This window comes from Phenylobacterium sp. Root1290 (genome assembly GCF_001425305.1).
In the GTDB taxonomy this organism is placed as follows: Bacteria; Pseudomonadota; Alphaproteobacteria; order Caulobacterales; family Caulobacteraceae; genus Phenylobacterium.
The window spans coordinates 409,457-434,824 of record NZ_LMEE01000002.1; the positions used below are offsets into that span (position 1 = coordinate 409,457).

General features: G+C 66.2%; 24 protein-coding genes. 6 read left to right on the top strand and 18 right to left on the bottom strand.

Annotation, left to right across the window (positions count from 1 at the left end):
• Window positions 1–66 precede the first annotated feature (66 nt).
• Together ASC79_RS11420 and ASC79_RS11425 are read right to left on the bottom strand one after the other, a co-directional pair.
• Window positions 67–3,081 carry a TonB-dependent siderophore receptor gene (locus tag ASC79_RS11420; protein ID WP_235528637.1) on the bottom strand — a complete coding sequence of 1,005 codons (3,015 nt, stop codon included), beginning with the start codon at window positions 3,079–3,081 and terminating at the stop codon, window positions 67–69.
• 330 nt (window positions 3,082–3,411) lie between these two features.
• Window positions 3,412–5,139, bottom strand: a complete 1,728-nt coding sequence (locus ASC79_RS11425) for a CIA30 family protein (protein WP_235528639.1) — start codon at window positions 5,137–5,139, stop codon at window positions 3,412–3,414.
• A gap of 296 nt (window positions 5,140–5,435) precedes the next feature.
• On the opposite strand from ASC79_RS11425, the gene sppA reads away from it, so the two are divergent.
• On the top strand, window positions 5,436–7,211 hold the full coding sequence (gene sppA, locus ASC79_RS11430) for a signal peptide peptidase SppA (protein WP_056016019.1): 1,776 nt from the start codon (window positions 5,436–5,438) through the stop codon (window positions 7,209–7,211).
• Here the strand turns inward: sppA and ASC79_RS11435 are convergent.
• The 3 genes from ASC79_RS11435 to ASC79_RS11445 all read right to left on the bottom strand — a co-directional run bounded on the left by ASC79_RS11435 (window position 7,208) and on the right by ASC79_RS11445 (window position 13,302).
• Window positions 7,208–8,251 carry a retropepsin-like aspartic protease gene (locus ASC79_RS11435; protein WP_162244286.1) on the bottom strand — a complete coding sequence of 348 codons (1,044 nt, stop codon included), beginning with the start codon at window positions 8,249–8,251 and terminating at the stop codon, window positions 7,208–7,210. The genes sppA and ASC79_RS11435 overlap by 4 nt on opposite strands.
• 171 nt (window positions 8,252–8,422) lie before the next feature.
• Complete coding sequence (locus ASC79_RS11440; RefSeq protein WP_082532082.1) at window positions 8,423–11,401, bottom strand: TonB-dependent receptor domain-containing protein; 2,979 nt, start codon at window positions 11,399–11,401, stop codon at window positions 8,423–8,425.
• Window positions 11,402–11,625: 224 nt separating this feature from the next.
• Complete coding sequence (locus ASC79_RS11445) at window positions 11,626–13,302, bottom strand: peptide ABC transporter substrate-binding protein (protein ID WP_056016028.1); 1,677 nt, start codon at window positions 13,300–13,302, stop codon at window positions 11,626–11,628.
• A gap of 9 nt (window positions 13,303–13,311) precedes the next feature.
• Between ASC79_RS11445 and ASC79_RS11450 the strand changes: the two genes are divergently transcribed.
• Window positions 13,312–13,857, top strand: coding sequence for a hypothetical protein (locus ASC79_RS11450; protein WP_056016033.1), 546 nt, complete (start codon window positions 13,312–13,314; stop codon window positions 13,855–13,857).
• 3 nt (window positions 13,858–13,860) lie between these two features.
• Here the strand turns inward: ASC79_RS11450 and ASC79_RS11455 are convergent, their stop codons facing one another.
• Window positions 13,861–14,721 (bottom strand): ABC transporter permease, encoded by an 861-nt coding sequence (locus ASC79_RS11455; protein ID WP_056016036.1) that lies wholly within the window; start codon window positions 14,719–14,721, stop codon window positions 13,861–13,863.
• 35 nt (window positions 14,722–14,756) lie between these two features.
• Complete coding sequence (oppB, locus tag ASC79_RS11460) at window positions 14,757–15,680, bottom strand: oligopeptide ABC transporter permease OppB (RefSeq protein ID WP_056016039.1); 924 nt, start codon at window positions 15,678–15,680, stop codon at window positions 14,757–14,759.
• A 106-nt stretch (window positions 15,681–15,786) separates the two neighbouring features.
• Between oppB and ASC79_RS11465 the strand changes: the two genes are divergently transcribed.
• The gene (locus ASC79_RS11465) at window positions 15,787–16,197 is read left to right on the top strand and encodes a TIGR01244 family sulfur transferase (RefSeq protein WP_056016042.1); all 411 of its coding nucleotides are present in this window, start codon (window positions 15,787–15,789) and stop codon (window positions 16,195–16,197) included.
• 17 nt (window positions 16,198–16,214) lie between these two features.
• Here the strand turns inward: ASC79_RS11465 and ASC79_RS11470 are convergent, their stop codons facing one another.
• The gene (locus ASC79_RS11470; protein WP_200937170.1) at window positions 16,215–17,315 is read right to left on the bottom strand and encodes a serine hydrolase; all 1,101 of its coding nucleotides are present in this window, start codon (window positions 17,313–17,315) and stop codon (window positions 16,215–16,217) included.
• A gap of 129 nt (window positions 17,316–17,444) precedes the next feature.
• Window positions 17,445–17,606 carry a hypothetical protein gene (locus tag ASC79_RS21345; RefSeq protein WP_200937171.1) on the bottom strand — a complete coding sequence of 54 codons (162 nt, stop codon included), beginning with the start codon at window positions 17,604–17,606 and terminating at the stop codon, window positions 17,445–17,447.
• Between the two features lie 65 nt (window positions 17,607–17,671).
• On the opposite strand from ASC79_RS21345, the gene ASC79_RS11475 reads away from it, so the two are divergent.
• Together ASC79_RS11475 and ASC79_RS21075 are read left to right on the top strand one after the other, a co-directional pair.
• Window positions 17,672–18,571, top strand: a complete 900-nt coding sequence (locus ASC79_RS11475) for an MBL fold metallo-hydrolase (RefSeq protein WP_056016045.1) — start codon at window positions 17,672–17,674, stop codon at window positions 18,569–18,571.
• A 396-nt stretch (window positions 18,572–18,967) separates the two neighbouring features.
• On the top strand, window positions 18,968–19,528 hold the full coding sequence (locus ASC79_RS21075; RefSeq protein ID WP_156378245.1) for a hypothetical protein: 561 nt from the start codon (window positions 18,968–18,970) through the stop codon (window positions 19,526–19,528).
• Between the two features lie 148 nt (window positions 19,529–19,676).
• Here the strand turns inward: ASC79_RS21075 and ASC79_RS11480 are convergent, their stop codons facing one another.
• The 9 genes from ASC79_RS11480 to ASC79_RS11515 form a co-directional block, all read right to left on the bottom strand.
• Window positions 19,677–19,856, bottom strand: a complete 180-nt coding sequence (locus tag ASC79_RS11480) for a hypothetical protein (RefSeq protein WP_056016048.1) — start codon at window positions 19,854–19,856, stop codon at window positions 19,677–19,679.
• Between the two features lie 58 nt (window positions 19,857–19,914).
• On the bottom strand, window positions 19,915–20,679 hold the full coding sequence (locus ASC79_RS11485) for a trans-aconitate 2-methyltransferase (RefSeq protein ID WP_162244287.1): 765 nt from the start codon (window positions 20,677–20,679) through the stop codon (window positions 19,915–19,917).
• 301 nt (window positions 20,680–20,980) lie between these two features.
• The gene (locus ASC79_RS11490) at window positions 20,981–21,241 is read right to left on the bottom strand and encodes a hypothetical protein (protein ID WP_056016053.1); all 261 of its coding nucleotides are present in this window, start codon (window positions 21,239–21,241) and stop codon (window positions 20,981–20,983) included.
• A 3-nt stretch (window positions 21,242–21,244) separates the two neighbouring features.
• The gene (locus ASC79_RS21350) at window positions 21,245–21,388 is read right to left on the bottom strand and encodes a hypothetical protein (RefSeq protein WP_200937173.1); all 144 of its coding nucleotides are present in this window, start codon (window positions 21,386–21,388) and stop codon (window positions 21,245–21,247) included.
• 18 nt (window positions 21,389–21,406) lie between these two features.
• Window positions 21,407–21,766, bottom strand: a complete 360-nt coding sequence (locus ASC79_RS11495; RefSeq protein WP_056016056.1) for a DUF6481 family protein — start codon at window positions 21,764–21,766, stop codon at window positions 21,407–21,409.
• 8 nt (window positions 21,767–21,774) lie between these two features.
• The gene (locus tag ASC79_RS11500) at window positions 21,775–21,978 is read right to left on the bottom strand and encodes a hypothetical protein (protein ID WP_156378246.1); all 204 of its coding nucleotides are present in this window, start codon (window positions 21,976–21,978) and stop codon (window positions 21,775–21,777) included.
• A gap of 57 nt (window positions 21,979–22,035) precedes the next feature.
• The gene (locus tag ASC79_RS11505) at window positions 22,036–22,245 is read right to left on the bottom strand and encodes a cold-shock protein (RefSeq protein ID WP_056016063.1); all 210 of its coding nucleotides are present in this window, start codon (window positions 22,243–22,245) and stop codon (window positions 22,036–22,038) included.
• A gap of 336 nt (window positions 22,246–22,581) precedes the next feature.
• Entirely contained in the window at window positions 22,582–22,935 is a 354-nt protein-coding gene (locus ASC79_RS11510; protein ID WP_056016066.1) for a hypothetical protein, read from the bottom strand.
• Window positions 22,936–22,991: 56 nt separating this feature from the next.
• The gene (locus tag ASC79_RS11515; RefSeq protein WP_235528640.1) at window positions 22,992–24,830 is read right to left on the bottom strand and encodes a long-chain-fatty-acid--CoA ligase; all 1,839 of its coding nucleotides are present in this window, start codon (window positions 24,828–24,830) and stop codon (window positions 22,992–22,994) included.
• A 149-nt stretch (window positions 24,831–24,979) separates the two neighbouring features.
• Here ASC79_RS11515 and ASC79_RS11520 point away from each other — a divergent pair, with 149 nt between their 5' ends.
• Window positions 24,980–25,348, top strand: a complete 369-nt coding sequence (locus ASC79_RS11520) for a VOC family protein (RefSeq protein WP_056016068.1) — start codon at window positions 24,980–24,982, stop codon at window positions 25,346–25,348.
• The last annotated feature ends 20 nt before the right edge of the window (window positions 25,349–25,368 follow it).

Genomic DNA, 25,368 nt, shown 5'->3' on the forward strand with positions numbered 1-25,368 from the left:
AAAAAGCAAACCGGCCGGTCCCAGGGGGACCGGCCGGCGCCAGATCTTCGATCGTCCTGAACGTCCTTAGAAGGACTTGCGGACGCTCACGTACCAGTAGCGGCTGTAGGGCTGGTAGAGCGCACCCAGATAGCCGTCCGAGGCCAGCGGCGGCTTCTCGTCGGTGATGTTACGCACGCCGACCCGCAGGCGGGTGTTGGACGCCAGGCCTTCGGTGAACTCGTACTGACCGTAGAGGTTGGCGGTCAGCTGCGAGTCGACAACCCAAGGCGTACCGGCCGAGTCCACCAGGGCGGTGTCTTCGACGTCGCCGATGTACTGGGTGAACGCGCCGACGGTCCACTGATCGTAGCTCCAGGTGGCCGAGGCCGACCACTTCCACTCCGGACGGCCGTCCTGGCGGACCAGATCACCGCCGCCGCCGATGAAGATGGTCGGGTCGATCTCGCCGGCCGCTTGCGCCGCCATCAGTTCGGCCACGCCCGGCGAGGGCGAGCGGTAGAACTTGATCAGGTGGGCGGCGTTGAAGTTGACGCTGAAGTCGCCGTACTGCGTACCGCGCAGGTTCCACATCACGCCGATGTCCAGGCCGCGCGCTTCTTGCGGCAGCAGGTTCTGGTACTGGTCGGTGATGTAGAGGATCTGGCCGACCGGGGCGAGCCCGGTGCCGGCGAAGGCCGCGATGTCGTCAGCCGTCGGCGCGGCGCGAACCACGCTGGCGTACGACGAGCCGTTCAGGCGCGCCAGGTAATCGGCGGTGATGGCGTTGCCGCCGCCGAACAGGCCGACGATGCCGTCCTGCTTCACGCGCCAATAGTCGACGGTGAAGGTGAAGCGGCCGAAGTCGTCCGGGATGAAGCGCGGTTCGTAAACCACGCCCACGCCCCAGGTTTCCGACTCTTCCGGCTTCAGCTCAGGGTTGCCCGAGCGGCGCTCGGCGGTGGCCGGCGCGGAGCAAGCCTGCAGGTTGTTGAGACGGCCGGCGCGGACGTCGGCGTCGCAACGATACCAGTCGCGGCGGTTGTTCGAGCGGGTCACCAGGGTGGCGTTGACCTGCTCGAGGTTGGGAGCCTTGAAGCCCTGAGCCCAGGAGCCGCGGAAGCGCAGGCCGTCGATGACGTCCCAGGCCATGGCCACCTTCGGCTTGGCCACGTCGCCAGCGTCGCTGAAGCTTTCGTAACGTCCGGCGACCTGGGCTTCCAGGTTGTAGACGAACGGGATGTCCATCTCCGGCGAGACGAGCGGGATAGCGAACTCGAGATAGGCCGAGGTGACGTTCCGCGAGCCCTTGGTGTCGGGCGACGGGCTCGAGCCGACCAGGTCGTTGGCGTAGGTCACGCCAGTCGCCGAGTTGGTGAAGTTGATCGTGCCGTCCAGGCGGGCGTCACGGTCGTCCTTCTGGGTTTCCCGACGGTACTCGACACCGGCCGCAAAGCCGACGTCGCCGCCGGGCAGTTGGAACAGGTCGACCTTCGAGACCTTGAAGTCGGCCATGGCCAGGCTGCTTGTGTTCTTGCGGACCGTCTTGACGCGGATCGCGTCGATAGAAGCCTGCGAGCTGGGGCGGTTGTCGCCGATGCTCGGGTTGTCCAGGCTGCCGCCGTTGAACGGGTTGTAGGCGTCGGGCGTGGCCAAGGCCATCTGGCGCTGGAGCGCCGTGGCGCTGATGCCGTCCGAGGTGTCCTCGACCTGAGCCTTCGAATAGAGCAGCGCGCCTTCCCAGTTGAAGCCGAACTTCTCGCCCTTCAGGCCGCCCAGGAAGCGCCATTGCTCGTTCTCGACATCGACGCGGTTCGGACCGACGTCGACGAAGTTGTAGGCGTTCATGGTCGAACCGACGCCGGCCGCGCCGACGCTCAGGCCCGCCAGGCGGTTGGGGTTCGCTTGGCCGTTGATCGTCGTGGCGCCGAACGGGTTGTAGTAGTTCGAGGCGGCGATCGCGATCGGCAGGGTGCTGAGGTTGGTCGTCGAGGTCTGCACCGCGTGAGTGGTCGCGGTGTAGAAGCCGACTTCACCGAACGCGCGCACGTCCTCGGTGATGTCGTACTTGCCGGTCAGGAACAGGTTCACCCGCTCAAGCTCGGGCATGACCGAGGTGTTGAAGCTGCCGGTGTCGAAACGCAGGTTGCGGTCCGCTCCGGTCGCCGAGGTGGTGGCCGCGCCCGAGGCGAGGCAGATGCCGCCGCCCAGCTGGGCGGCGCAGGCCGAGTTGGTCGAGGGCTGGATGTGATAGGCGCCCGCGGCCGTGGTCAGCGCCACGCCGTTCTGGCGGATGATGCCGCCCGCGGCGGTCAGGCTGGACCAGGGCGTCGCGGTCAGGCGATCGTCGAGGGTGACGTTGCCGGCATAGGACGTGCCCGCGAACAGCGGAGTCTTGTCGGACGACGAGGTGTAGTCCTGGTCCCAGGCGTTCAGCGAGGTGCGGTTGGTGTAGTTCGCGAACAGGCTGACGTTGCCGCGGCCTTCGTGGAAGTTTCGGCCCGCCTGCACGTTGAACTCGTACTCGCGCATGTTGGTGCCTTCGGCGGCGCCGTATTGCGCATCGACGGTCAGGCCGTCGAAGTCGTCCATCAGCACGGTGTTGACCACGCCGGCCACGGCGTCCGAGCCGTAGAGGGCCGCGGCGCCGTCACGCAGGACTTCCAGGCGCTTCAGGCCGTTCACCGGGATGGCGTTGGTGTTGTAGGTCAGCACCGGCACCAGGTTCTCGTCGGCGCGGCTGGTGGGGTGGGCCACGACGCGACGGCCGTTCAGCAGCACCAGGGTGTTGCCGACGCCGAGGTTACGCAGGTTCACCGAACCGACGTCGCCACGGGCGCTGTTGCTGGAGTTCGGCAGGTAGCTGGAGTTGAAGCTGACGTCGCCCATCTGCGGGATCGAGCGGAACAGATCGTCGCCCGAGGTCGCCGCGACGTTCGCCAGTTGCGCCTGATCGACCACGGTGACGGGGAGAGCCGCCGTGACCTTCGCGCCTTCGATCTGCGAGCCGACGACGATGATTTCTTCAACCGTTCCGTCGTCGGTCTGCGCGGAGGCCGCGCCGGCGATGGAGAGCGCGCAAAGCGCCGAGGTCGCGAGCATGGCGCGACGCCACGAAGTGCGAGAATTCATTGAGATTACCCCCTCAACCAATAGATGTACTATGGCGATATGCAGCCGATACTGCAAAATTCGACGTTGGCGTGACAAACACATGATCAATGCCGTCACGTCACCCTCCCCAGCTAGTCTCAGCGAGAAATAACGGCGTCTGTGGCATTGCAGCCACCGCAGCAAGAGCGGTGCGGCCACTACTCGCCGCGACTGCATCGTGACTTATCAGCGCCTGCGAACGAACGGGCAGCCGAACACACGCGGCGGCAAGGGCCGACGCGTGTGCTCAGTGACTAGACGCAGTGAGAATTCAGATCCTCAGTAGAAACTGACGTTGTCGATCTCGAGCCACATCTTCTCGCCGGCTCCGCGGCCGCCATCGACGGTGATCTCGAGCACGTCATCGCCCGTCCACGGCCCCGTGCCGGCCCCGCGGCCGGTCGTCCGCTTCAGGCTGCTGAAGGGCACCTCTACGGTGCGCCACTCGGCGCCGGACGCGACCTCGCCGATCCAGCGGCCGTTCTGGGTGTTGACGCCCAGGTCATAGGCGCGGCCGTCGCCACGCAACTCGAAGCGCACGCCCTTGTAGGCCCGAACGTCGACCGGTTCGACCGAGCCGCGGCTGAGCGGAATGATCACGCCAGCGTTGGGGTCGTCCTTGGCCGACATGCGCGCGGCGAGGCTGAGCACGTGGCCGCCCTCGGCCCGGCTGATCACCTGCGCCACCTGGACCGTGCGGTCGATACCGCCGTCCATGTCGTCCATCCGCAGGGTGTCGTAATTCGAACGCGCGCTCTCGAAGTCGTCGATCACCGGCCCCTTGGCCTTCACGACAGGCATCGACTTCTGGCTGTTGGCCGCGGGCAGCTTGGTCCCCGGGCCATGCACCTGCACGCCGTCGACAAAGACCCGATCGGTCTTGTGGACATCGGCGATGTCAGCCCACGGTTGACCGGCGATCAGCACCAGGTCGGCGCGCTTGCCCTTCTCGATGGTGCCGCGGTCGTCCAGTTCGCCGAGCACCTTCGCGCTGTTGGCGGTCCCAGCGACCAGCGCCTCCGACGGCGTCAGACCGGCGCGGACCAGGAACTCCATTTCGCGCAGAGTGGAGACGCCGTGCGGCGTGCCCGTCATGCCCGCGTCGGTGCCAAGCGCGATGGTGACGCCCGCATCATGCAGCGCCTTCACGTTGTGAAGCGCATAGCCGAACTTCACTTCGCTGCGGCTGCGCGCCTCCGGCGTCTGCGAGGGCCCGGCCTTGGCCGGGTCGTAAACCGCAAGGGTCGGGGCATAGGCGGTGCCGCCGGCCTTGATCGCATCGATCGTCGCCTGATCGACCTGGCGGTCCTGCAGGCTGTGGGCGATGACGTCGACCTTGGCCCGCCCGGCGATGGCGCCGCGCTCCACGGTCACCGTATGGGTCAGGACCTTCAGGTTGTTGCGGTGCGCTTCGTCGACCAAGGCGCTCAGCGTGCCCTCGTCCATGCTGGTGTTGTCGGCCGAGGCGCCATAGCGCCAGCCGTCGGCGAAGGCCTTGATGAAGTCGGGCTTGTAGGGAACCAGCGCCTTCACTTCCAGGCGCGCGCCTTGGGGCGAGTTCACCCACTTGGTGGTGGCGCGGTCGGCCCAGTCGGCGCCGTGGCCGCCCGGCGTGCTCATGCGCGCGACGAAGTTCACATGCGGCGCGGCCATCGACGCGATCCAGCGACGGCGCGGCTCGAACGACTCGGGCTGCTGGTGGAAGTCATTCACGGTGGTGACGCCCGCGGCGATGTAGGCATTGGCGATCTCGGGCGAGATGCGCGGCTCGCCGCCCGGCGTCCAATGGGTGTGGACGTCGAAGAAGCCCGGCAACAGGGCCTTGCCCTTGGCGTTGACGACGAGCGCGCCGCGCGGCGCCTTCACGTCGGGGCCGACCTCGGCGATGCGGCCGTCCTTGATCACCACATTGGCCAGGTGCGGGGCCGCGCCCGTCGCGTCGAACACCGTCGCGCCGATGATCGCCACCGGCCGCTCCTGCGCCTGCGCTGCGCCGGCGAAAGCCACGACTCCGCTCGCTGCAGCCAGTCCAACTGCGCGCCAACCGTCTCGAACTACGCTCACATGCACCCCCGAATACTCGTCACTGAACGGCCGGCCGAGCCTTCGCCGTTCCAACTAGGCCTTCCGTTAGGCCCCGCACGGCAAGAAGGCGACTCATATCGCCGTTCCGAGGGGATGAATTTGCCCCTTCCCTGACGGCGCCCGCGGCGGGTTCAAACCTCTTAACGTCTTCATTTCAACGCAACGCAAGCCCATGTAGCCTAGGCTCAGAACACTCCTCCCCCCTGGCGACCCTCCACATGAAGCAATTCCTCCTCACCATGGCCGGCGTCTTCGCGGGCCTGGTGCTGTTCCTGATCGGCGTGCCGTTCCTGCTGATCGTGATGGCCGCCGGGGCCGCCAAGCCAACGCCGACGCCTGCCCACACGGTGCTGACGCTGGATTTGCGCGATCCGCTTACCGACCAGGATCCGGTCAATCCGTTCGCCTCGATCGGCCGCCGCTCGATGTCGGTGATGTCCGTGATCGAGACGCTCGATCGCGCGGGCAAGGACGGCAAGGTCAAGGCGGTGCTCGTGCGCCTGCCGGAAGGCGGCATGCCCCCGGCCGCGGCCGATGAGATCCGCCTGGCGCTCAAGAAATTCCGCGCCGCAGGCAAGCCGGTGATCTCCCACAGCCAGGGCCTCTACCCCTCGGGCGTCATCACCTCGACCTACATGCTGGGCGCCGCCGCCGACGAATTCTGGATGCAGCCAGGCGCCTCGCTGCAGGCGACCGGCCTCGCCAGCGAGGACGTGTTCTTCAAGCGCTTCTTCGACAAGTACGGCGTGAAGGCCGACTACGAGCAGCGCTACGAGTTCAAGAACGCGGTCAATCCGTACCTCTACAGCGACTACACCGCTCCGCACCGCGAGGCGCAGCTCTCCTGGATGGGTTCGGTCTACGGCGCCACGCTGGTCAACGCCGCGACGGACCGCAAGCAGGCGCCGCAGCTGCTGCGCACCAATCTGGAAGCTGGCCCCTACATCGCCGAAGACGCCCTCAAGCTGAACCTGATCGACAAGGTCGGCCAGGTGAAGGACGCCGAGACCGCCGTCCTGGCCAAGGCCGGCAAGGGCGCCGAGCTGGTCGAGTTCGAGAGGTACATGCGCTCCAGCCGTGATCGCGTCCCGCGTCCGGGCCCGGCGATCGCGATCGTCGAGGGCGAAGGCGCGATCGTGACCGGCCACGACGGCACCGCCAATCCGTTCTCCTCGTCGTCGGCCATGTACTCTGACGACATCGCCGAGGCGCTGTACGACGCTATCGAGGACAAGGACGTGAAGGCCATCGTCTTCCGCGTTTCCTCGCCAGGCGGCTCGGACACCGCCTCCGAACAGATCCTCGCCGCGGTCCGCGCCGCCAAGGCCGCGAAGAAGCCGGTCGTCGTTTCCATGGGCACCTATGCGGCCTCCGGCGGCTACTGGGTCTCCAGCGAGGCCTCGGCGATCGTCGCCCACCCGACCACCCTCACCGGCTCCATCGGCGTGTTCGGCGGCAAGTTCGCCCTCGGCCCGGCGCTCGAGCGGTTCGGGGTCGACATCCGTCAGGTCGGGGTGGGCGGCGAGTACGCCGGCGCCTTCGGCGCGGGCGGAGAAATGAACCAGGCCCAGCGCGCGGCCTTCTCCGGATGGATGGACCGCATCTACGCCAACTTCATCGACCGCGTCGCCGAGGGCCGCAAGCTGCCGCCAGAGCGTGTCCGCGAGATCGCCAAGGGCCGCGTCTGGACCGGCGCCCAGGCCCGCGAAATCGGTCTAGTCGATGAGGTCGGCGGCTTCTATCAGGCGGTCGACAAGGCCAAGGCCCTGGCCGGCCTCAAAGGCGACGTCCGCCTCAAGCGCATGACCACCCAGGTGTCGCCGTTCCAGGCCCTGGAAAGCGCCTTCGGCGTCTCCGCCAACTCGGCCCGCACCCTTGCGGCTGCGGCCTGGGTGTTCGGCGACCCGCGGGCCAAGGGCGTGCTGGATCACATGGCGCAGGAACGGATGCGCAGCTCCGGCGCGATGGTGCTGGCGCCGACGCCTGTGAACTAGCTCGTCGGACGGCGGCGGCGCGGGCTTGAGGCCGGCAGCGTGAAGATCACCTGCCGGCGGCCATAGTCCAACGTGATCGCATCGAACTGACGCATCGCATCGATACCGATGAGCAGGCTGGGCTTGGACTTCAGGTCCCAGATGTCGAAGATATGCAGGTCGGCGAAAACGGTGGTCAGCCCGGTGATGTCGAGGCCGCCGATCCGCAGCAGCGGCAAGACCGCCAGCTCGCCCTGGGCGGTCTGCCCCGTGGCGCTGAGGACCGGCACCACATAACGCGGCGCGCGCAGCTCCTGGGTTCCGATCACCGCTCTATGCAGCGCCGCGTTGCCGACGGTGCTCTGCGATCCCGAATCCATGAACGCCGTCACCGGCCGCCCTGAAACGTCGGCGCCGACGATGATCAATTGGCCGAAGCGGTAGCGCGCGGGAACGACGATCTGCCGCCCGGTGAGAGCATCGTTGGTCGGAAGCCGGCTGGCGGCCGCGCCGCTCACCCCCAGGGTCGCGGCGATTGATCCCGGGCCGCGCGACGGGGTGATCCGGAACTCGTCCGTCAGGAAGTCGATGGTCACCCGCCGCCCGCGCAGGACGTCGACGCCCAGCAGGCCGTCCGCGCCCAGTCGGCTGCGGCTGAGCGTCGGCGCCCGAATGCCTCGGGTCGCCACAGCGTCGACTTCCAGCAGCGCGATCGTGGCCGTGTTCGAAGGCTCGACGCCGGCCACGCCGTGCACATCGGCCGGCCCTGCGTCGGGCAGGCCAAGCTGCGCGGCCAGTTCGCTGGTGATGACGGTTCGGTTCGCTCCGGTGTCGACGACGAAGTCGAACGGGCCCTGCCCGTTGATCCGAACAGGCGCGGTCACCCGGCCGGACATGTCGGCGTCAGTGGCCAGGGCGGCGCCGGCGTCGCCAGGCTGGAGCAAGGGCGGCGGCGGCACGTGCGCCATGTTGACCATCACCGGCGGCGTGCGGGCCGGGGCCGCACAGCCCGCCAGAGCGAGCAGGCCAAGACCCACCGTCCGCCTGTCGAAAGCCTGCACCGCCATCCTCCGCCGTCGCCGGCGTCATGCGCCGGTCTTGCGTCGAACATTGGCGGGAGTCGCCCGCCTGTCCAGCGCGCGGGGCCGAAGGCCGACCACCGAACGACCAGGCAAAGAAAAAGGGCGGCGGATTGCTCCGCCGCCCTTCGCCTCCCTTGAGGGGGATGCGTCTTAGAAGTTGGCCGTGAAGCCGATGAACATCTTGCGACCCAGCAGATCGTAGGTCGGGTAGGTGTTCGGCAGACCGGTGCCGGCGATACGCGAGTTCACCAGCGGCGGGTCTTGGTCGAGGATGTTGTTGACACCAGCGCGCACCGTGAAGGTGTCGTTGATGTTCCACGTGCCCGACAGGTCGAGGTAGTTACGCGCCGGCAGGGTGTGGTTGAAGGCGTTCTGCGAACCCGTGCCGATGGTCGGCTCTTGGGTGTCGGTTTCCAGCTTCACTTCGCCGATATAGCGCCAAGCGGCCGAGAACGTCATGTCCCACGGAGTGGTCCAGTTGACGCGCATCTGGTGACGCCACTTCGGGTTCACCGTCTGGCACTGCGGGCCGAACAGGCCGGCGCAGTCGTATTCCGGATCGCCCGGCAGCGGGATCGTGGTGGACTCGATCAGGTAGGCGCCGTTCAGGGCGACCGAGACGCGGCCGTAGTCTTCCAGACCGACCATTTCGATCGGCAGGTTGTAGTTGACCTGGACGTCGACGCCCGAGGTGGTGCCCGCACCAACGTTGACGTTCGCGCCGTTGATGTAGCCGCCGGCGGCGACATCGTCACCGAACAGAGCGCCGTTGACCGGGTTACGAACGATCTGCGAGCAGAACGCTTCGTCGCCGGTCTGCAGGCAGCGCTGCATGATCACGCCCAGCGGGATGTTCCCGATGGTGCCTTCCAGGTCGATCGTGAAGTAGTCGAGGCTGGCGGTCAGGCCGTTCAGGAACGTCGGCGTCAGGGTGAAGCCGATCGAGAAGGTCTTGGCTTCTTCCGACTTCAGGTCCGGGTTACCGCCGGTGAGCACCGAGCACTGACCCGAGGGGCACTGCGGGATGTTGCCGTACTGAGCCGCGGTGATGCCGGTGTTCAGGCAGGCCGCGAGGCTCGCCGGCGACGGGGCCGCCTGGGCGCAGGGGTCAGACGACACCTGGCTGGTGTTGGTCACCGACTGCGGGGTGTACAGCTCGAGCAGGTTCGGAGCGCGGATCGCTTGGTTGTAGGAGGTGCGGAACCGAATGTCGTCGATCGGCGCCCACTGCAGAGCGATCTTGTAGGTGTCGGCGGTGATGCCGGTCGAGTAGTCCGAGTAGCGGTAGCCGACGTCCAGAACGACGTCCTTGGCCCAGGCCACGTCCTGGATCAGCGGGATGCGCGCTTCGCCGAAGCCTTCGGTGACGGCGATGCTCTCGTCGATGGTGACCGAAGCGCCGCCGGCGCCCGACAGGTCGCCGCTCAGCTGAGCGACGTCGGGGGCGTATTCTAGGTGTTCACGACGGGTCTGGAAGCCGAAGTTGACCGCCACGCTGTCATTGGCCCACGGCGACTTAACGCCGTACTCGCCCAGATCGCCGGTGATCGAACCTTCGACGACCCGCTGGCTGACCGCACCGCGCGAGGTGCCGTTGATGGCCAGGTAGGACAGCGCTTCGTTGGTCACGCCGCCGTCGCGGAAGATGTTGTACGGGACGCAGTCGCCGCCCGAGATACAGACCGGACCGTTCGGGCCTTGAACGACCTGCAGAGCGTTCTGGATCTTGGAGATCGAGAGGTAGTTCTGCGAGGCTTGGTAGAGGCTGGTGTAGTAGTACGAACCGTACAGATCGTACTTCCAGGGGCCGACGATGTCGCCGCGCGAACCCAGGACCACGCGGTAGTTCTGGTGCTCGTAGAAGCCGACGCGGCCGCCGCCTTCGATGTTCCGGCGACCGATGTACATGTCGACCGAGTCGGTCGGAAGCACGCCCGGCAGGTTACAACCGATCGCATTGCGCTGTTGCGCGCTCATGAACGGGTTGTCGCAGTTGACCAGGAAGCCGCTGGTGGCGGACGGGCCGCTGCCTTGGAACAGGCCGGTCGGCGCGATCTGCACGTTCGTGCGGTCGTTCATGAACGAGAAGTCGGAGTACAACTTGAAGTTATCGTTCACGTCGTACTTGGCGAAGAAGCCCGCGCTGTAACGCGTGCTTTGCTGCATCAGGTACGAATATTCGTTCGAATTGAACAGCGGCGGCGGGGTGGTCGTCGCGTTCGCGTCGTAAGGCCGGAACTCGTTGCCAACGACGGCGAGCTGGCCGCCGGCGCCATCGGCGCGGAACCACTGGTTCGAGTTCGGCGAACCCGCGCAGCTGGCGACGCCCGCGGCGCTGGCGACGACCTGACAGGCCGACCAGTCGCGCTTGCCTTGGGTGACCGGCTCTTGGTCGTGGTAGGTGAAGAACGCGGTGACGTTGCCGCGGCCGTCTTCGGTGTTGGCGCCGTAGACGATGCTCAGGTCACGCGACGCGCCGTCCCAGGTGTTGTCCTTCGGCTTGGCGACTTGGCGCGGGCCGAGCAGGCTCTGGACGAACTCGTTTTGCTGATTGTGCTGATAGATGCCCCAGTTGGCGTCGATCTGCAGGCCTTCGAAGTCGCGCTTCATCACGAAGTTCACGACGCCGGCGATGGCGTCCGAACCGTAGGTCGCCGAGGCGCCGCCGGTCAGAACGTCAACGCGTTCGATCAGCTGGCTCGGGATCTGGTTGATGTCGGGCGAAGGGTTCGGGTTGCCGGTGTTCGGGTCGCCGATGCCGAGGCGGCGGCCGTCGACCAGCACCAAGGTGCGGGTTTGGCCCAGACCGCGCAGGTCGATGGTCGCGACGCCGCCCGGACCCGACAGCGGGTTCGAGGTCGACGACAGGCCGGTGGCGGCGTTCTGCGAAATTTGCGGCAGTTGGTTCAGGAAGTCGGCGGTGACCGGACGGCCGCCGAGGGTGACTTCCTGCGAACCGACCACCTGAACCGGGCTCACGCTGGTCAGGTTCGGCTGCGGAATGCGCGAGCCGGTGACGACGATTTCGGTGACTTCCGAGTCCTGGGCGAGCGCTTGGCCCGCACCGAGGGTCGCAACAATTCCGCAAATCATCGACGACGCCATGAGGCGCCCACGTTGCGTAGTCATTTTCAAGGTCTAGATCCTCCAGCGGTCCGCCCACCGCGACGGTGGCGACTCCCGCTCCCCACAAAAAGGTTCGGTCCCGGACTCGCATTCGAACCCGGTTACCTTGGAGTTACGAGGCTTACGCCTGGAGGGTCAACGCAGATCGCAAGGCTGCAACGTTGTGGACGCCAACCTGTCGCATTCTGGTCACAGAATGTGCCTGAGCACCGCTTGCGCGCACAATTTTACCCTTTTGGCGCAAGGGAATTCGACGTTGCGGGCGTGTTTTTCGCAACACACCAGTAACGCGCCCGATGCTGATCGACGATGTTGTCGACGAATCCTGTCACCTTCGGCGAGACGAGATTCTTGTTCACGTAGAAGTAGATAGGCGCAACCGGGGCGTCATCGAGCATCAGCGCCTCGGCCTGCGCGAGGTAACCGGCGCGGACCTTCGCATCGACTTCCGCGTCCGCCTTGGCCAGCAGCGCGTCGTAGGCGGGATTGCGATAATCGCCATAATTTTGCGAGCCGGTCGCCGACTGCTGCAGATAAAGGAAGCTCATGGCGTCGTTGTAGTCGGCGATCCAGGCCGCGTCGGCGACATCGAAATCGCGCGAACGGAACGCGGCGTAAGCGATCTGAGCCTCGTTCTGCACCAACCTCGCGTCCACTCCGATCGCCTTCCAGTCGGCCTGGATGGCCGGCATGAACAGCATCGGGTCAGGCGTGTTGCGATGCTTGATCTCGAATCGCAGAGGGTTCTTCGGGCCGTAGCCAGCCTGCGCCAGCAGCTTGCGCGCCTCGGCCTGGCGCTTCTCAAGCGGCCACGAGGCCCAGACCGGGGGCTTGGCGGGCTGATAGTCGGCGACGCCGGGCGGCACGAATGTGTAGGCCGCCGTCTGACCGCCGCGCAGCAGCTTCTCGGTGATGAAGTCACGGTCGATGGACATGGCTAGCGCGACGCGGACCCGCTTGTCCTTGAACGCCGGGACGTTCGAGTTGAACGCCAGATACGTCACACCCAGGAAGGTGTTGGTGCGGACGTAACCCGGCATGGTCTCGCGCAGGAAAGCGATGCGGTTCGACTGGATGTCGGCATTCATATCCAGTTCGCCGCGAGCCACCCGCCGCTCGGCCATCGCCGCGTCGGACGTGGGATAGAGATAGATCTGGTCCACGCAGACCTTGTCGGCCTCATAGAATTTGGGGTTCTTCACCAGCCGCACATAGTCGCCGAGCTTCCAGTCGGTGACGATGTAGGGACCGTTCGAGAGATAGTTGCCCGGCTGGACCCACTTCTCGCCGACCTTGTCGAGCAGATGCTTGGGCACCGGCGACATGGTGTGGTGCTTGGCCAGTTCGGGCAGGTAAGGCGCCGGGTGGTTCAGCGTGATCTCAAGGATCTTCGGCGTCACGGCGCGCACGCCGAGCGCCTCCTTGGGCGCCTTGCCCTCGTTCACCGCCTGGGCGTTCTTGATCAGATAGAGAACCGAGGCGTACTCCGACGCCGTCTCCGGCAACAGGATGCGGCGCAGCGAGAAAACGAAATCGTCGGCGGTGACCGGCACGCCGTCCGACCACTGGGCGTCGCGCAGATGGAAGGTCCAGACCAGCCCGTCGGGCGTAGTCTCCCAGCGCTCGGCCATGCCGGGCACAGCCTTTCCCTCCGGATCGGAGTCCGTCAGGCCGATCAACAGGTTGGCGATGATCCGGTCTTCCCAGGTGCCGGTCGACTTGTGCGGATCGAGCGTGACCGGCTCGGAGACATTGCCGGCCTGGATGCAGACCTGCCCCTCCGGGCACGGCGGACGCGAAGGTCCCTTGGGCGCGCAGGCGGCGATAGAAAACGCAGCGGAAGCCAGGATCAGCGTATTGCCGAGCGCCCGGAGCGCCCTATCAATGCGGGACGTCGAAACCATGGGTCACGGATGACACACTTTCCCACGCGCTCAAAGCTGACCGCACTCGCTCTGCTGGCCGCCCTCGCCGCCTCCGGCCAGGCCGCCGCCCAGACCAGATCCGAGGGCCGCGCCGCCGTCCTGCAGGGGCTGCTGGACTGCAAGGCCAAGAGCGATCCGACCGAGCGCCTGGCCTGCTATGACGCCGCCGCCGGCGCCATCGACACGGCCGAACAGAAGGGCGACATCGTCGTCGTTGACCGCGAGCAGGCCAAGGCCGCGCGCAAGCAGGCCTTTGGTCTCGGCCTCCCGAGCCTGGATATGTTCAATAAGGCCGAGGCGACCCCGGAAGAGGCCAATCGCATCGAGGACACCGTCGAGCGCGCCTATCGCGGCGGCGACGGCAAGTGGGTGTTCGAACTCACCGGTGGCGCGGTCTGGCAGTACTACGACGCCGCCGACCTGGGCCGTCAGCCCAAGAAGGGCAGCAAGGCCGAGGTCCGCAAGGGCGCGGTCGGCGGCTACTTCCTCAGCCTGGACGGCCAGTCGGGCGCCCGCGCCAAGCGCCTGCGCTAAGGGTCAGCGGTCCTTCGGGTCGATCGCGTCCCGAAGGCCGTCGCCGATGAAGTTGAAGCTCATCAGGGTCACGACCATGGTGAGCGAGGGGAAGATCAGCAACCAGGGGGCCAGTTCCATGTCCTGCGCCCCGCCGGCGATCAGGGTGCCCAGCGAGGCCATCGGCGGCTGAACCCCCAGGCCGAGGAAGCTGAGGAAGCTCTCGGCGAGGATAACGGCAGGTATCGTCAGGGTCACATAGACCACCACCGGCCCCAGCAGGTTGGGGATGATGTGGCGCGAGATGATGCCGCCCTGGCTCAGGCCCGCGGCCCGCGCCGCCTCCACAAACTCCTTATGTTTCAAGCCCAGCGTCTGTCCGCGCACGATGCGGCTCATGGTCAGCCACTCCACCGCGCCGATGGCGATGAAGATCAGGATGATGTTCGACCCGAAGGTCACCATCAGCAGGATCACGAAAAAGATGAAAGGCAGGGAGTAGAGCACGTCGACGACGCGCATCATGACCTCGTCGAGCACCCCGCCGACATAGCCGGCGACGGCGCCCCAGGCGATGCCGATGGCCAGCGAGACCAGCGTCGCCACCAGCCCGATAGCGAGCGAAACCCTAAGCCCCATAAGGAGTCTGGCCAGCAGGTCGCGGCCCAGGGAGTCGGCGCCGAGCAGGTGGCCGGCGGTCAGCGGCGGGGCCCAGACGTCGTTCTTGTTGATCTGGTCGTAGCTGAACGGGACCAGGTGCGGCCCGATGATCGCGACCAGCACCAGCACGGCGAGCACGACCATGCCGCTCACCGCGGCCCAGTTGCGCAGCAGCCGACGAAGGGCGTCGTCCCACAGGCTGCGACCTTTCACAGCCTTTTCCATGACTTGTGCGCCAGCGCGCGAACCGGGAGCCAGGATCACGACAGCCTCACGCGGGGATCAAGCGCCGCATAGAGCAGGTCGGCGATCAGGTTCAGAACGAGGATCAGGGCGGCGTAGAAGATGACCATCCCCATGACCACGGTGTAGTCGCGCTGGAGGGCCGAAATGACGAAGAACTTGCCCAGTCCCGGCAGGTTAAAGATCTTCTCCACCACCAAGCTGCCGGTTAGCAGTCCGGCGCACGCCGGGCCGAGGTAGCTGACCAGCGGCAGGATCGCGGCGCGCAGGGCGTGCTTCCCGACAATCCTGTGTTCCGGCAAGCCCTTAGCGCGGGCGGTGCGGACATAGTTGGAATGCAGCACCTCGATCATCCCCGCCCGCGTCAGGCGCGAGATGATCGCGATCTGCGGCAAGGCCAGCACCGCAACCGGCAATATCAGGTTCGCCAGGGCGCCGCCGTTCCAACCCCCAGAAGGCAAAAGCTGCAATTTCGAGCCGAAGAACAGCACGAGCAGCGGCGCTGTGACGAATGTGGGGATGCAGACCCCGACGATGGCCACCGCCATCACCCCGTAATCGACCAGCCGGTTCTGCCGCAGCGCGGCCAGGACGCCGAGGGTCACCCCCACCACCGCGGCGATGATGATCGCCGACAGCCCGAGGGTCAGACTGACCTTGTAGTTCTCCTTGAGGATCTGGAGGACGCTCTTGTCCTTGTACTTCAGAGAGGGCCCGAAATCGCCGCGGGTCACGTCCTTGAGGTAGTTGAAGTACTGCTCGTGCAGCGGCCTATCCATGCCGTACTTGGCCATCACGTTCCGCTCGATCTCGGGCGAAAGCTTGCGGTCCATGTCGAACGGACTGCCCGGGGCGGCGCGCATCATGAAGAAGGCGACCGTCACCACGAGGAACAGGGTCGGGATGGCCACCAGCAGGCGGCGGCCGATAAAGCGGAACATCAGGGGCTCAAGGTGACGGCCGATGATCGGCCGGGCGTTGCGAAACTTTCACCGGCCCCCGATGATGTCAAACGATCGCCCCCCTCCTCTCCTAGCGGTATTGCAGATGACTGACTTTCGACGCGTCACGGACCAGCTCTCGGTCGCCCCGCAGATCTCGGCCGCCGACCTGGCGGACGCGGCGGACCAGGGCTTCAAGCTGGTGATCAACAATCGGCCGGACGGCGAGGACCCGACCCAGCCGAGCAGCGCCGAGATCGAGGCCGCGGCCCGCGCCGCGGGCCTAGACTACGTTCACATCCCGGTGCGCGGCGGCCCGACCCCCGACCAGGTCGAAGCCAACCATCGCGCGGTCGAAGCCGCCGGCGGCCCGGTGCTGGCCTTCTGCCGCTCGGGCACCCGTTCGATCGTCACCTGGTCGCTGGGCCAGTTCCAGGCCGACGAACGCTCGGCCGAGGAACTCGTCGAGCTGGGCGCCCAGGCCGGCTACGACCTGTCGGGCGCTTTCCCGCGCTAACGGCGAGGGGCTAGGCGTCACCCTCCGGCGACGAGCGCCTTCAGGGCGTGGTCGGCGATCAGGCCGTCGGTGAGGCTGTGGGAATTGCGGACGCGGAAGTTCTCGGTGGTCACCACCACGACTGCATCCAGATCCGGCACGACGACCACCTTGTTGCCGCCGCTCCCGGACATCGCCCAAGCGGCGTGCGGCTTGCCCGCGACCGTGTAGGTCGGCAGCCAGGTCAAATATCCGTAGTCCCCGCGCTGCGCATCGACGCGGGCGTGGGGGCTGGTCATCGCCCCGACCCAGGCTTGCGGCAGGACTTGTCGCCCTTCCCACCGGCCGCCGTTCAGCAAGAGCTGGCCCAAGGCGAGCAGATCACGACTGCGCAGGCCAAGGCCCCCTCCCCCTTGCGCCAAGCCGGTCGGGGACATCTGCCACTCCGGCCTCTCGATACCCAAGGGATCGAAGAGCGCGCGCCGCGCAAAGTCCGGCAACGGCTGGCGGGCGGCGGACTGAACCACCGCGCCGAGCGTGGTCGCCCCCGCGGTGCAATAGCTGAAGGCGCGCCCGTACGGCTGGTCGGCGGGCTTGGCGATCCAGGCTGGAAAGCCTCGGATGGGCAGACCGAACGCGAAGTTCACCCAGTCCTCGATCAGATACATCCGCTCCTCATGGCCGCTCGAGAACTGGTTCTCGTCGTCGCACTCCAGAAGCGAGCTCATGGTCAGAAGGTCTTCGATCGTGATGGCGCCCTTGCGCGGGTCTGGACGATCGAACGGGCCATAGGCGCCGATGAACGGCATGACCGGCGCATCGGCGTTGGCGATGTCTCCCTGCGCGATCGCCGCGCCGACCAGCATGGCGGTGACGGTCTTGGTGACCGAGCGGGTGTTGCGGCGACGATCGGCGCCGCCGTCATCGAAATAGGTCTCGTGGATCAGCCGGCCGCGCCGCGCAATCAGGACGCTGGTGATCTTCTGGTAGGTCCCGGCGCGAACAGCCGCATCCAGGGCCGACAGCCCCTCGGCGGAGGCGCCCTGGCTGCTGGGCGACGCGGAAGTCCATTGAGGGTCGGCCGCCGCGGCGGTCGAAACGGCAAGCGCCGCAGCGATGGCTATGAACAGATGGCGCATGATGGTCCCCCGATCAGGCGTCGAAAAGTGCCACCGGAGTCCCGCTGCGTCTTGAACAGTTGGCGCCCCGCACGCGGAAATCGCGCGATTGCGGGCGAGGCGACCGCGATCTCGTCGTCCGAGCCCGGTCTACGGCCTCTGATCGAGTTGCACCCGGGCCGCGCCCATGGCTACCTGCTCGGGTTCGCAGCTCGCGACGGCCAGGACCAGTTGCACCGCCAGGAGACAAAGCAGCGCGAAGGCCGGCCGTTGGAGCCGTTTTGATACATAAATCGCCGCGTCCGTCGCCATGACCGACCTCGTTCCCCAAGTTCGAAGACGTCAAAGCAAGTCGGGCGCCGCCGCAGGAATTTTCGATGATCCCTTATGTTCGTGAGATTCAGTTCGAGTACGGCGCCTGCGACCAGGTCTCGCCGCTGATCCGCCGGGTGGTGGCCAACAACCCCGGCCCGTTCACCTATCTGGGCACCGGCACCTTCATCGTCGGCAAGGGCGAGGTCGCGGTGATCGACCCCGGCCCCGACCTGCCCGAGCACCTGGACGCGCTGATGGCGGCGCTGGAGGGCGAAACCGTCACCCACATCCTGGTCACGCACCACCATTCGGACCACTCTCCGTTGGCCGGGCCGCTGCAGGAGAAGACCGGCGCCAAGATCTATGGCTGCGCGGTGGGCGCGAAGGCCGGCGATTCGACGGTGATCACCGAGGCCGGGCACGACCTCAGCTTCACCCCGGACATCGACATCTGCGGCGGCGGGGCGGTGTTCACGGGACCGGGCTGGACGCTGGAGGCGATCGCTACGCCGGGCCACACGTCGAACCACATCTGTTTTGCGCTGAAGGAAGAGAACGCGCTGTTCTCGGGCGACCACATCATGGGCTGGTCGACGACGGTGGTGTCGCCGCCGGACGGCGACATGACCGCCTATATGGAGAGCCTGGACCTGGTGAAGGACCGCGACTTCGACGTCCTGTGGCCGACCCATGGTCCGCCGGTGCGCGAGGTCCGCCCGTTCATCGAGGCCTACATCGCCCACCGCCGCGCCCGCGAGGCGCAGGTGCTGAAGGCGGTCGGCGAAGGCCACGGCAAGATCAAGGAGATGGTGCCGGTGCTGTACGCCGAGGTCGACAAGCGGCTGTGGCCGGCGGCGGCCCGTTCGGTGCTGGGCCACATGATCGACCTGACCCGCCGGGGCGTGGTCGTTTCGGACGACCGCGATCCCGGCCTGGACAGCGACTATCGGCTGGCCAGCTGAGTCCAAAGATCAGAGTTTTTGGGGTTGGCGCCCTTCCCCCGCTTTTGACCAGAGTTTCGGTCCCGAGGCGACCTTCCAGTCGCGTTCGGTCAATGACGCGCGAGTATCGAAGCGGACACTCGAAATGGCAGAGACGGGTGCGCGTAACCGACCCCGTCTCCAGCCCGCGGCAACTCGGAGCGCGCGAACACCTCATCAATCTAATCGATGGATATCTAGCCCAGCTCGTTGATTGCTCCTGGTGGAGACGTGGTGCGCTCGTTCCGTAGAATGTTCATCGCCGCAGCTACCGCGGCAGGCTTCGCTATTGGGAATGCGCACGCTACCGAACCGCTTCTCCAGTGCAGCAGCAGGGTCTCCGGTCCTGACGGGTCGTCGGCTTCAGCGTCCGCTATCATGAATGGCGAGCAGATTGAGCTCACGCGAGCCTCGCTTCACGTCACGTTCCTGCTGTTGGACCCACCTAGACCCTTGCCGATGACGACTTTGACGTTCAGCTATGAAGTCAAAGCTGTTGCGCCGCTGAGCGCAACCATCGACAGCATCGGCCTCGCGTACAACAGCGGGGGCGCGCCCAAGGTGTGCGGCCCAGGCGTAGCTACTGTCGAAGTGGACGGAGCGGAAGTGTACCGAGCACCCTATCGTGCGCGCCGAGGCATGTGCGCCCCGACCGTCGTCCTCGACCGCACCGACGCAAAAGCTGCTGTAGCAATGGACCGTCTAATCAAGGCGAAGACGATTTCCGTCCGCTTCGCGACCGACGATGGAACCTCTACCCTTGGAGATACTTTCAAAGGTATCGAACCGGGAGCCCGTTTTCAGACTCTCAGCACGGCATTTGAGAACCTTTTTGGAAGCGGCAGCTCCCCAACCACGTGTCGTGAGTATCGGTCGGACGCCCTCGAAAAGCTCTTTCCCTTCCAGTGGGCGACGCGAACTACGCCGTCCCGCAATTGAGCTGCGGAGAGCTTCAACACGTCAATGGTTGTCGACTCTTGGACCAAGCGTTTTGGTCCGCTTCTGGCGCCAGGCGGTCATTCCCGTCGGCTCCCGGCCGGGCGCCAACGAGCGAATTCCATAGTCGTCAGCGAGGGGGGCAGCAGACCTATGTCTTCTTCGGCTGATTGCCTGTCGCAGCTCGCCGTTTTTGCTCTCCCAACTTGAACAGCTTCTTCTCCGCGAGGGCTTCGACGCCCTCGTCGCCACCGTCGATCATGGCGTCCACCTCGCTGGCCGGCTTGCCACCGAAGACGCCCTTGATCGTCTGATGTCTGCTTCTGCTCACGACTCCAAACTACCGGCACATCGAATGACCGCAAGGGGGTGAGAGTCGACGGACGTGCTCAGGAACTGAGTTCCGCCAAATACAAATGCGTTTCATTGCGCAGGGAGAGTTCACCCAGCGGTGCTAGCGCTTTCTCGACCTCGGCCAACAGCTGGTCGCGTCGGTCCTGGGCGATGACATTGTAGTCTGATCGGGTGCGCAGTTGCCGTACAAAGGCGCCGCCAGTAACACGCTCTGACCAAATGTAGGCCTTACGGATCACTGGCCCGAATAGGCCGGAAGCGTCGATGAGCATGCGAACAGGGCCTTCTGGCAGGTACCAGGCCTGCGGTGGAGGCTTCCAGAGGTCCGGCGCAATCTCCGCATAGATGGGCTGAAGCACCTTCATGACCTCAGGTGGCGGTGACGACGGAACATGCCCGAAGATGGCGAGCCACCCGCCCGGCTGCAGGGCCATCGCTGCCTTCGGGAAGCTGACGGAGGGGGCGATCCAGTGCCACGCCTGCGCAGAGGCGACGAGCCGAAAGCTGGCCGGCTCTGGATCGAACGTCTCGAAGCGGGCTACGTGAAATTCGACGCCGCTATGACGCGCATTTGCGAGGGCAATCAGCTCGGCGCCCGGATCGACGGCCACGACGTCCCAACCGCAGCCAATCAAGCCAGTCGTAGCCTGGCCGCTGCCGCAACCGACCTCCAACACACGCTGACCGGCCGCCCCGACAACTTCAGTTAGATCGGCGAACAACTCGTCAGGGTATGGCGGGCGAACAGCGTCGTACTCGGCCGCGACGGCGTCGAAGGTATCCCTCTGCTGATCGCTCACGAACGCCCCGCTTAGGTTGGACTTGGAACCCCCAGACAACCAGAGGGGGGCAATGTCCGCAACGTGTGTCGATAGCCGAAGTCACGTTAAGGCCAGCGAGCGGACTTCGTTGGCGTCGCCGCCTGGCAAGCGCATGAGAACGCTTCGATGGTGGGATCCCCGAGCGCTCGGGACAGAAATTGGCGGGACTATCCGTTAGGGTCGCCGCTAAATCCCCACTTCACCGGGACAACAATTCTGGCCTGTTAGACTGAGTTCGTTCCGGTTCAGATGACGTCATCTGAACCGGTAAACTGTCGCGTCAGCGCGCGACGCCGGTGATTTCCTTGATCGCGGCCTGAACCGAGGCCTTCTCGCCCGCGCCCCAAAGGTTCTTGAGGTAGGCGAGCGTGCGGCCGGCCGCGTCGTCGAAACGCCACTCGCAGTCCTGGAAGCGGCAGTGTTCAAAGATCGGCGGCTCGCCGCCGGCATAGATCAGGCGAGACTTGAGGAACTCGCAATCGGAGAACACCTGTCCGTCGAGGCTGACCGTCTCATGGCTGTAAACGACGCTGGTCGACATGGCCTATTTTTCCTCATCCGCCGGCGCAGAAGTCGCCCGGGCGCGTTCGCGCTCTTCGCGCTTTTCGGCGGCCTTGGCCGCGGTCTTGTTCGCCTTCTGGCGCTCGCGCTCCATGCGCTCAAACTGATAGTTCGGCTTCCTCGCCATCGGTGCTCCTGTTCGTAACTATTGGCGGGCCTTGCGAGCGGCGTAGCGCAGGTCGCGCTTGGTCTTCTGCTCGGCCTTGGTGAGCGCCTTGCGCTCCTTGCGTTCGCCCCGCTTGGCGTCGAGCGACGCGGCGACGGCGGCCTCGTCGGCCTGGCGGGCGGCTTCCTGCGCTTCAGCGGCGGCAAGCTGCTTGTCGGCCTTGGCCTGACGGCGGGCGGCGCGGACCTTTTCCAGCTCAGCGGCGCGGAGCGCGCTGCGATCGGGGGTCTGGGCGGCGGTGACCGTCGGCTTGGGCCGAAGCTTGGCGAGGAGCGCGCTGCGCGCGTCGGCCGCCGTCTTCAGGCGTTCGGCGAATTCTGTGCGTTGGGTTTCGTTCATTTGTACTTTCAGCTGTCGGGCGTGTCAGCGGTCGCCGGCTTGAAGGCGGCGAGGCAGATGGCTTCCAGGTGGCCACGCAGACTGCGCGGCGCCAGCAGGGCGTCCACAGCACGGCAGCCATCGGCCTCAAGCTGGCGCTTGAGCGTAGCGATGTCGCGGGCCTGGCCTGATCGCGCGATCTGGAATGCGCGCTCGATGGTGGGGATGGTCATGATCTTGACGGTTCCTCCGCCGAGCAGGCCGGGCCGGCCCAAGCGGAGGACAAACTCTTAGGCGGCTTGCAACTGGACGGCGGTCATCTTGCCGCTGCGGGAGTCCAGTTCCAGTTCGTAGCCGACCTTCTGGCCTTCTTCGAGCGAGCCGAGGCTCGAGCGCTCGACCGCGCTGATGTGGACGAACACGTCCGCACCGCCCGCGTCAGGTTGAATAAAGCCGAAGCCTTTGGTCGGGTTGAACCACTTCACAATGCCGGTCGTCATAATTGTCACCTTTCAGGTGCAAGTTTTCGCGCGCCCAGTCTGAGGCGACGGATCAAATTTTCGGAGAAGGTTGAGGTCGGCTCGGGGCGATTTCCGAAGAAAAAGCGGGGAGAACAACCGAACCGAAAGCGATATTCGATTTTGTCTTTTAGCGGAAATAGGGCCGTGACGCCAGCCACAATTGTTCAAACGGCGGCGGCGCCGGGTCGCACAAAGGGTCTGGGCCGCCGCTTTTCGAGCGATTTCGCGGGCCCGCCAGCACGGCGCTCTAAGCGTCGAGACCCTTGAGGGGGGCGAACGCCTGGACGGGGATGCCGGCGGCAGAGCGCAGGATCATCAGCGAAGCGACAGCGCCGCGACGGCGGCCGGCTGACGAACCTCGCGGTCGTAGACATAGGCGAACAGGGTGGCGGTGGTGATGGCGAGCACCAGCAGCGCGCGCAGCCAGAATTTCGAGAAGCCGGCCAGGACGGCGACCAGCACGCCGAAGAACCCGGCGGCGACGCTGCCGAGCGCGAAGTGCGGCGCCCACTCCATGGCGATCAGGCCGACCCCGACGCCCTCGCTCATCAGACCGAGCTTGGGCGCGATCACCCCGACGGCGACCAGGAAGGTCGGCGCCAGGGCGACCAGGGTCGCGCCGTGCAGATAAAGATCGGCGAAGCCGTGCGAGACGGCGGGTTGACGCACCTGCAGGGATGCGGCTGGCCGCCGCTCAACCGGCCTGAAGGCCGGTTGAGGCGCGGTCAGCTTCGCCGAAAAGGGCCGACGGCGTCCGCCGGGGCCTCCGGCGACTGCAGTTTGGCGCCGGACTGAACTTGGGACTGGGTACGATCGAGGGTCTGGTGGGGACTGGGCGTCCATTCGAGCCAAGCGCCGTCGTCATGGTCGGAATGCTCGGGCGCGTAGATCTTCGGCTCGGGCGAGGCGGCCAGGGCCACCGCGCCGCCGACGCTCGCCGCGGCGGTCGGCAGGACGTAGTCCTTCATCCGGTCGCGGATCAGTTTCTTGTCGATCTTGCCGGTGGCGCCGAGCGGGATGTCCTCGACGAAGGCGACGTCGTCGGGGGTCCACCACTTGGCGATCTTGCCTTCGAGGAACTGCAGGAACTCTTCCTTGGTCGAGGTTTCGCCCGCCTTCAGCTTGACCAGCAGCAGCGGCCGCTCGTCCCACTTCGGATGCGCGACGCCGATGACGGCGGCGAGCTCGGCCTTCGGGTGGCCGGCGGCGATGTTCTCGATCTCGATCGACGAGATCCATTCGCCGCCCGACTTGATCACGTCCTTGGCGCGGTCGGTGATCTGCATGAAGCCATGCTCGTCGAGGGTGGCGACGTCGCCGGTGTCGAAGAAGCCGGCGTCGTCGAGGATGTTTCCGCCCTCGGACTTGAAGTACTGGCCGACCACGAACGGGCCGGCGACCTTGAGGCGGCCAAAGGTCGAGCCGTCATGCGGCAGGTCCTTTTCCGCATCGTCGACCAGCTTGAGCTCGATGCCGAGCGGGGCGCGGCCCTGCTTCAGCTTGAACTGCAGCTGGGTCTCGTCGTCCATGGCGGCGATGGCGGCGTTCGGGGTGGCCTGGGTGCCGAGCGGCGAGGTCTCGGTCATGCCCCAGGCGTGGGTGACGTCGACGCCGAACTCGTCGCGGAAGCCGCGCACGATGCTCTCGGGCACCGCCGACCCGCCGATGACGACGCGCTTCAGGGTGGTCAGCTGGCCCTTGGTGGCGCGCAGGTGCTGCAGCAGCATCTGCCAGACGGTCGGCACGGCGGCCGAGAAGGTCACACCCTCGGTCTCCAGCAGCTCGTGCACCGACGCGCCGTCGAGCTTCTGGCCCGGCATGACCAGCTTGGCCCCGACGGCGGGCGCGGAGAACGCCAGGCCCCAGGCGTTGGCGTGGAACATCGGCACGACCGGCAGCACGGTGTCGGTGGCCCGGATGCCGAGGACGTCGCCGCCCATGGTCACCAGGGTGTGCAGGAAGTTCGAGCGGTGCGAGTAGAGCACGCCCTTGGGGTTGCCGGTGGTGCCGGAGGTGTAGCAGAGGCCGGCGGCGGTGTTTTCGTCGAAGCCGCCCCAGGCGACGTCGGCCGAGGCCTGCTCGATCAGGGTCTCGTAGGCGAGCGCGCCGGGCAGCTGGTCGCCGAGGTGGGCCTCGTCCGACAGCACCACGAAGTGCTTCACGCCCGGGATCTGGTCGCGGATGGCGGCCAGGATCGGCAGGAAGGTCAGGTCGGTGAAGATGACCCGATCGTCGGCGTGGTTGATGATGTAGACGAGCTGCTCGGCGAACAGGCGCGGGTTGAGCGTGTGGCAGACCGCGCCGATGCCCATGATGCCGTACCAGGCTTCGATGTGGCGGCCGGTGTTCCAGGCGAGCGTGGCGACGCGGTCGCCGGGCGCAACGCCCAGGGCCTTCAGCGCATTCGACACGCGCTTGGCGCGCTCATGGATCGCGGCGTAGGTGGTGCGGACGATCGGCCCCTCGACCGAACGGCTGACGACCTCGCGGCCGCCGTGCCAGGCCTTGGCGTGGTCGAGGATCTTGTCGACCGTCAGCGGCCAGTCCTGCATCAAACCTTGCATACTCGTACTTCCTCCCGACGACGCCGCCCTCTCTGGGGCTGGGCGCAAGCTAGATTCACCAATTCCTTAACGCAACGCGGCTCGGTGAACAGGGGCTTGTCGCGAAAAGCCGCTGCGTCATGGTGGTTGCGGACGAAGGGAGACCTGCGATGGCGACGATCCGATACCTGGTGACCAACGTCGAGGCAGCGGTGGACTTCTATACCGGGGTGCTAGGGTTCGAGGTGGCGCAGCAGTTCGCGCCGGCCATGGCGATCCTGAAGCGCGGCGACCTGACGCTGTGGACGGCAGGGCCGTCCTCCTCCGCCGCCAGGCCGATGCCCGACGGACGCAGGCCGCAGCCCGGCGGCTGGAACCGCATGGTGCTGGAGGTCGATGACATAGAGGCGATGGTCGCGGAGCTGACCGCCCGCGGCGCGCCCTTCCGCAATCAGATCGTTTCCGGGCCGGGCGGGCGGCAAATCCTGTGCGAGGATCCGTTCGGCAATCCGATCGAGCTGTTCCAGCCCGCCGGTTGACTTGTCGGTCCTGGTCCTAT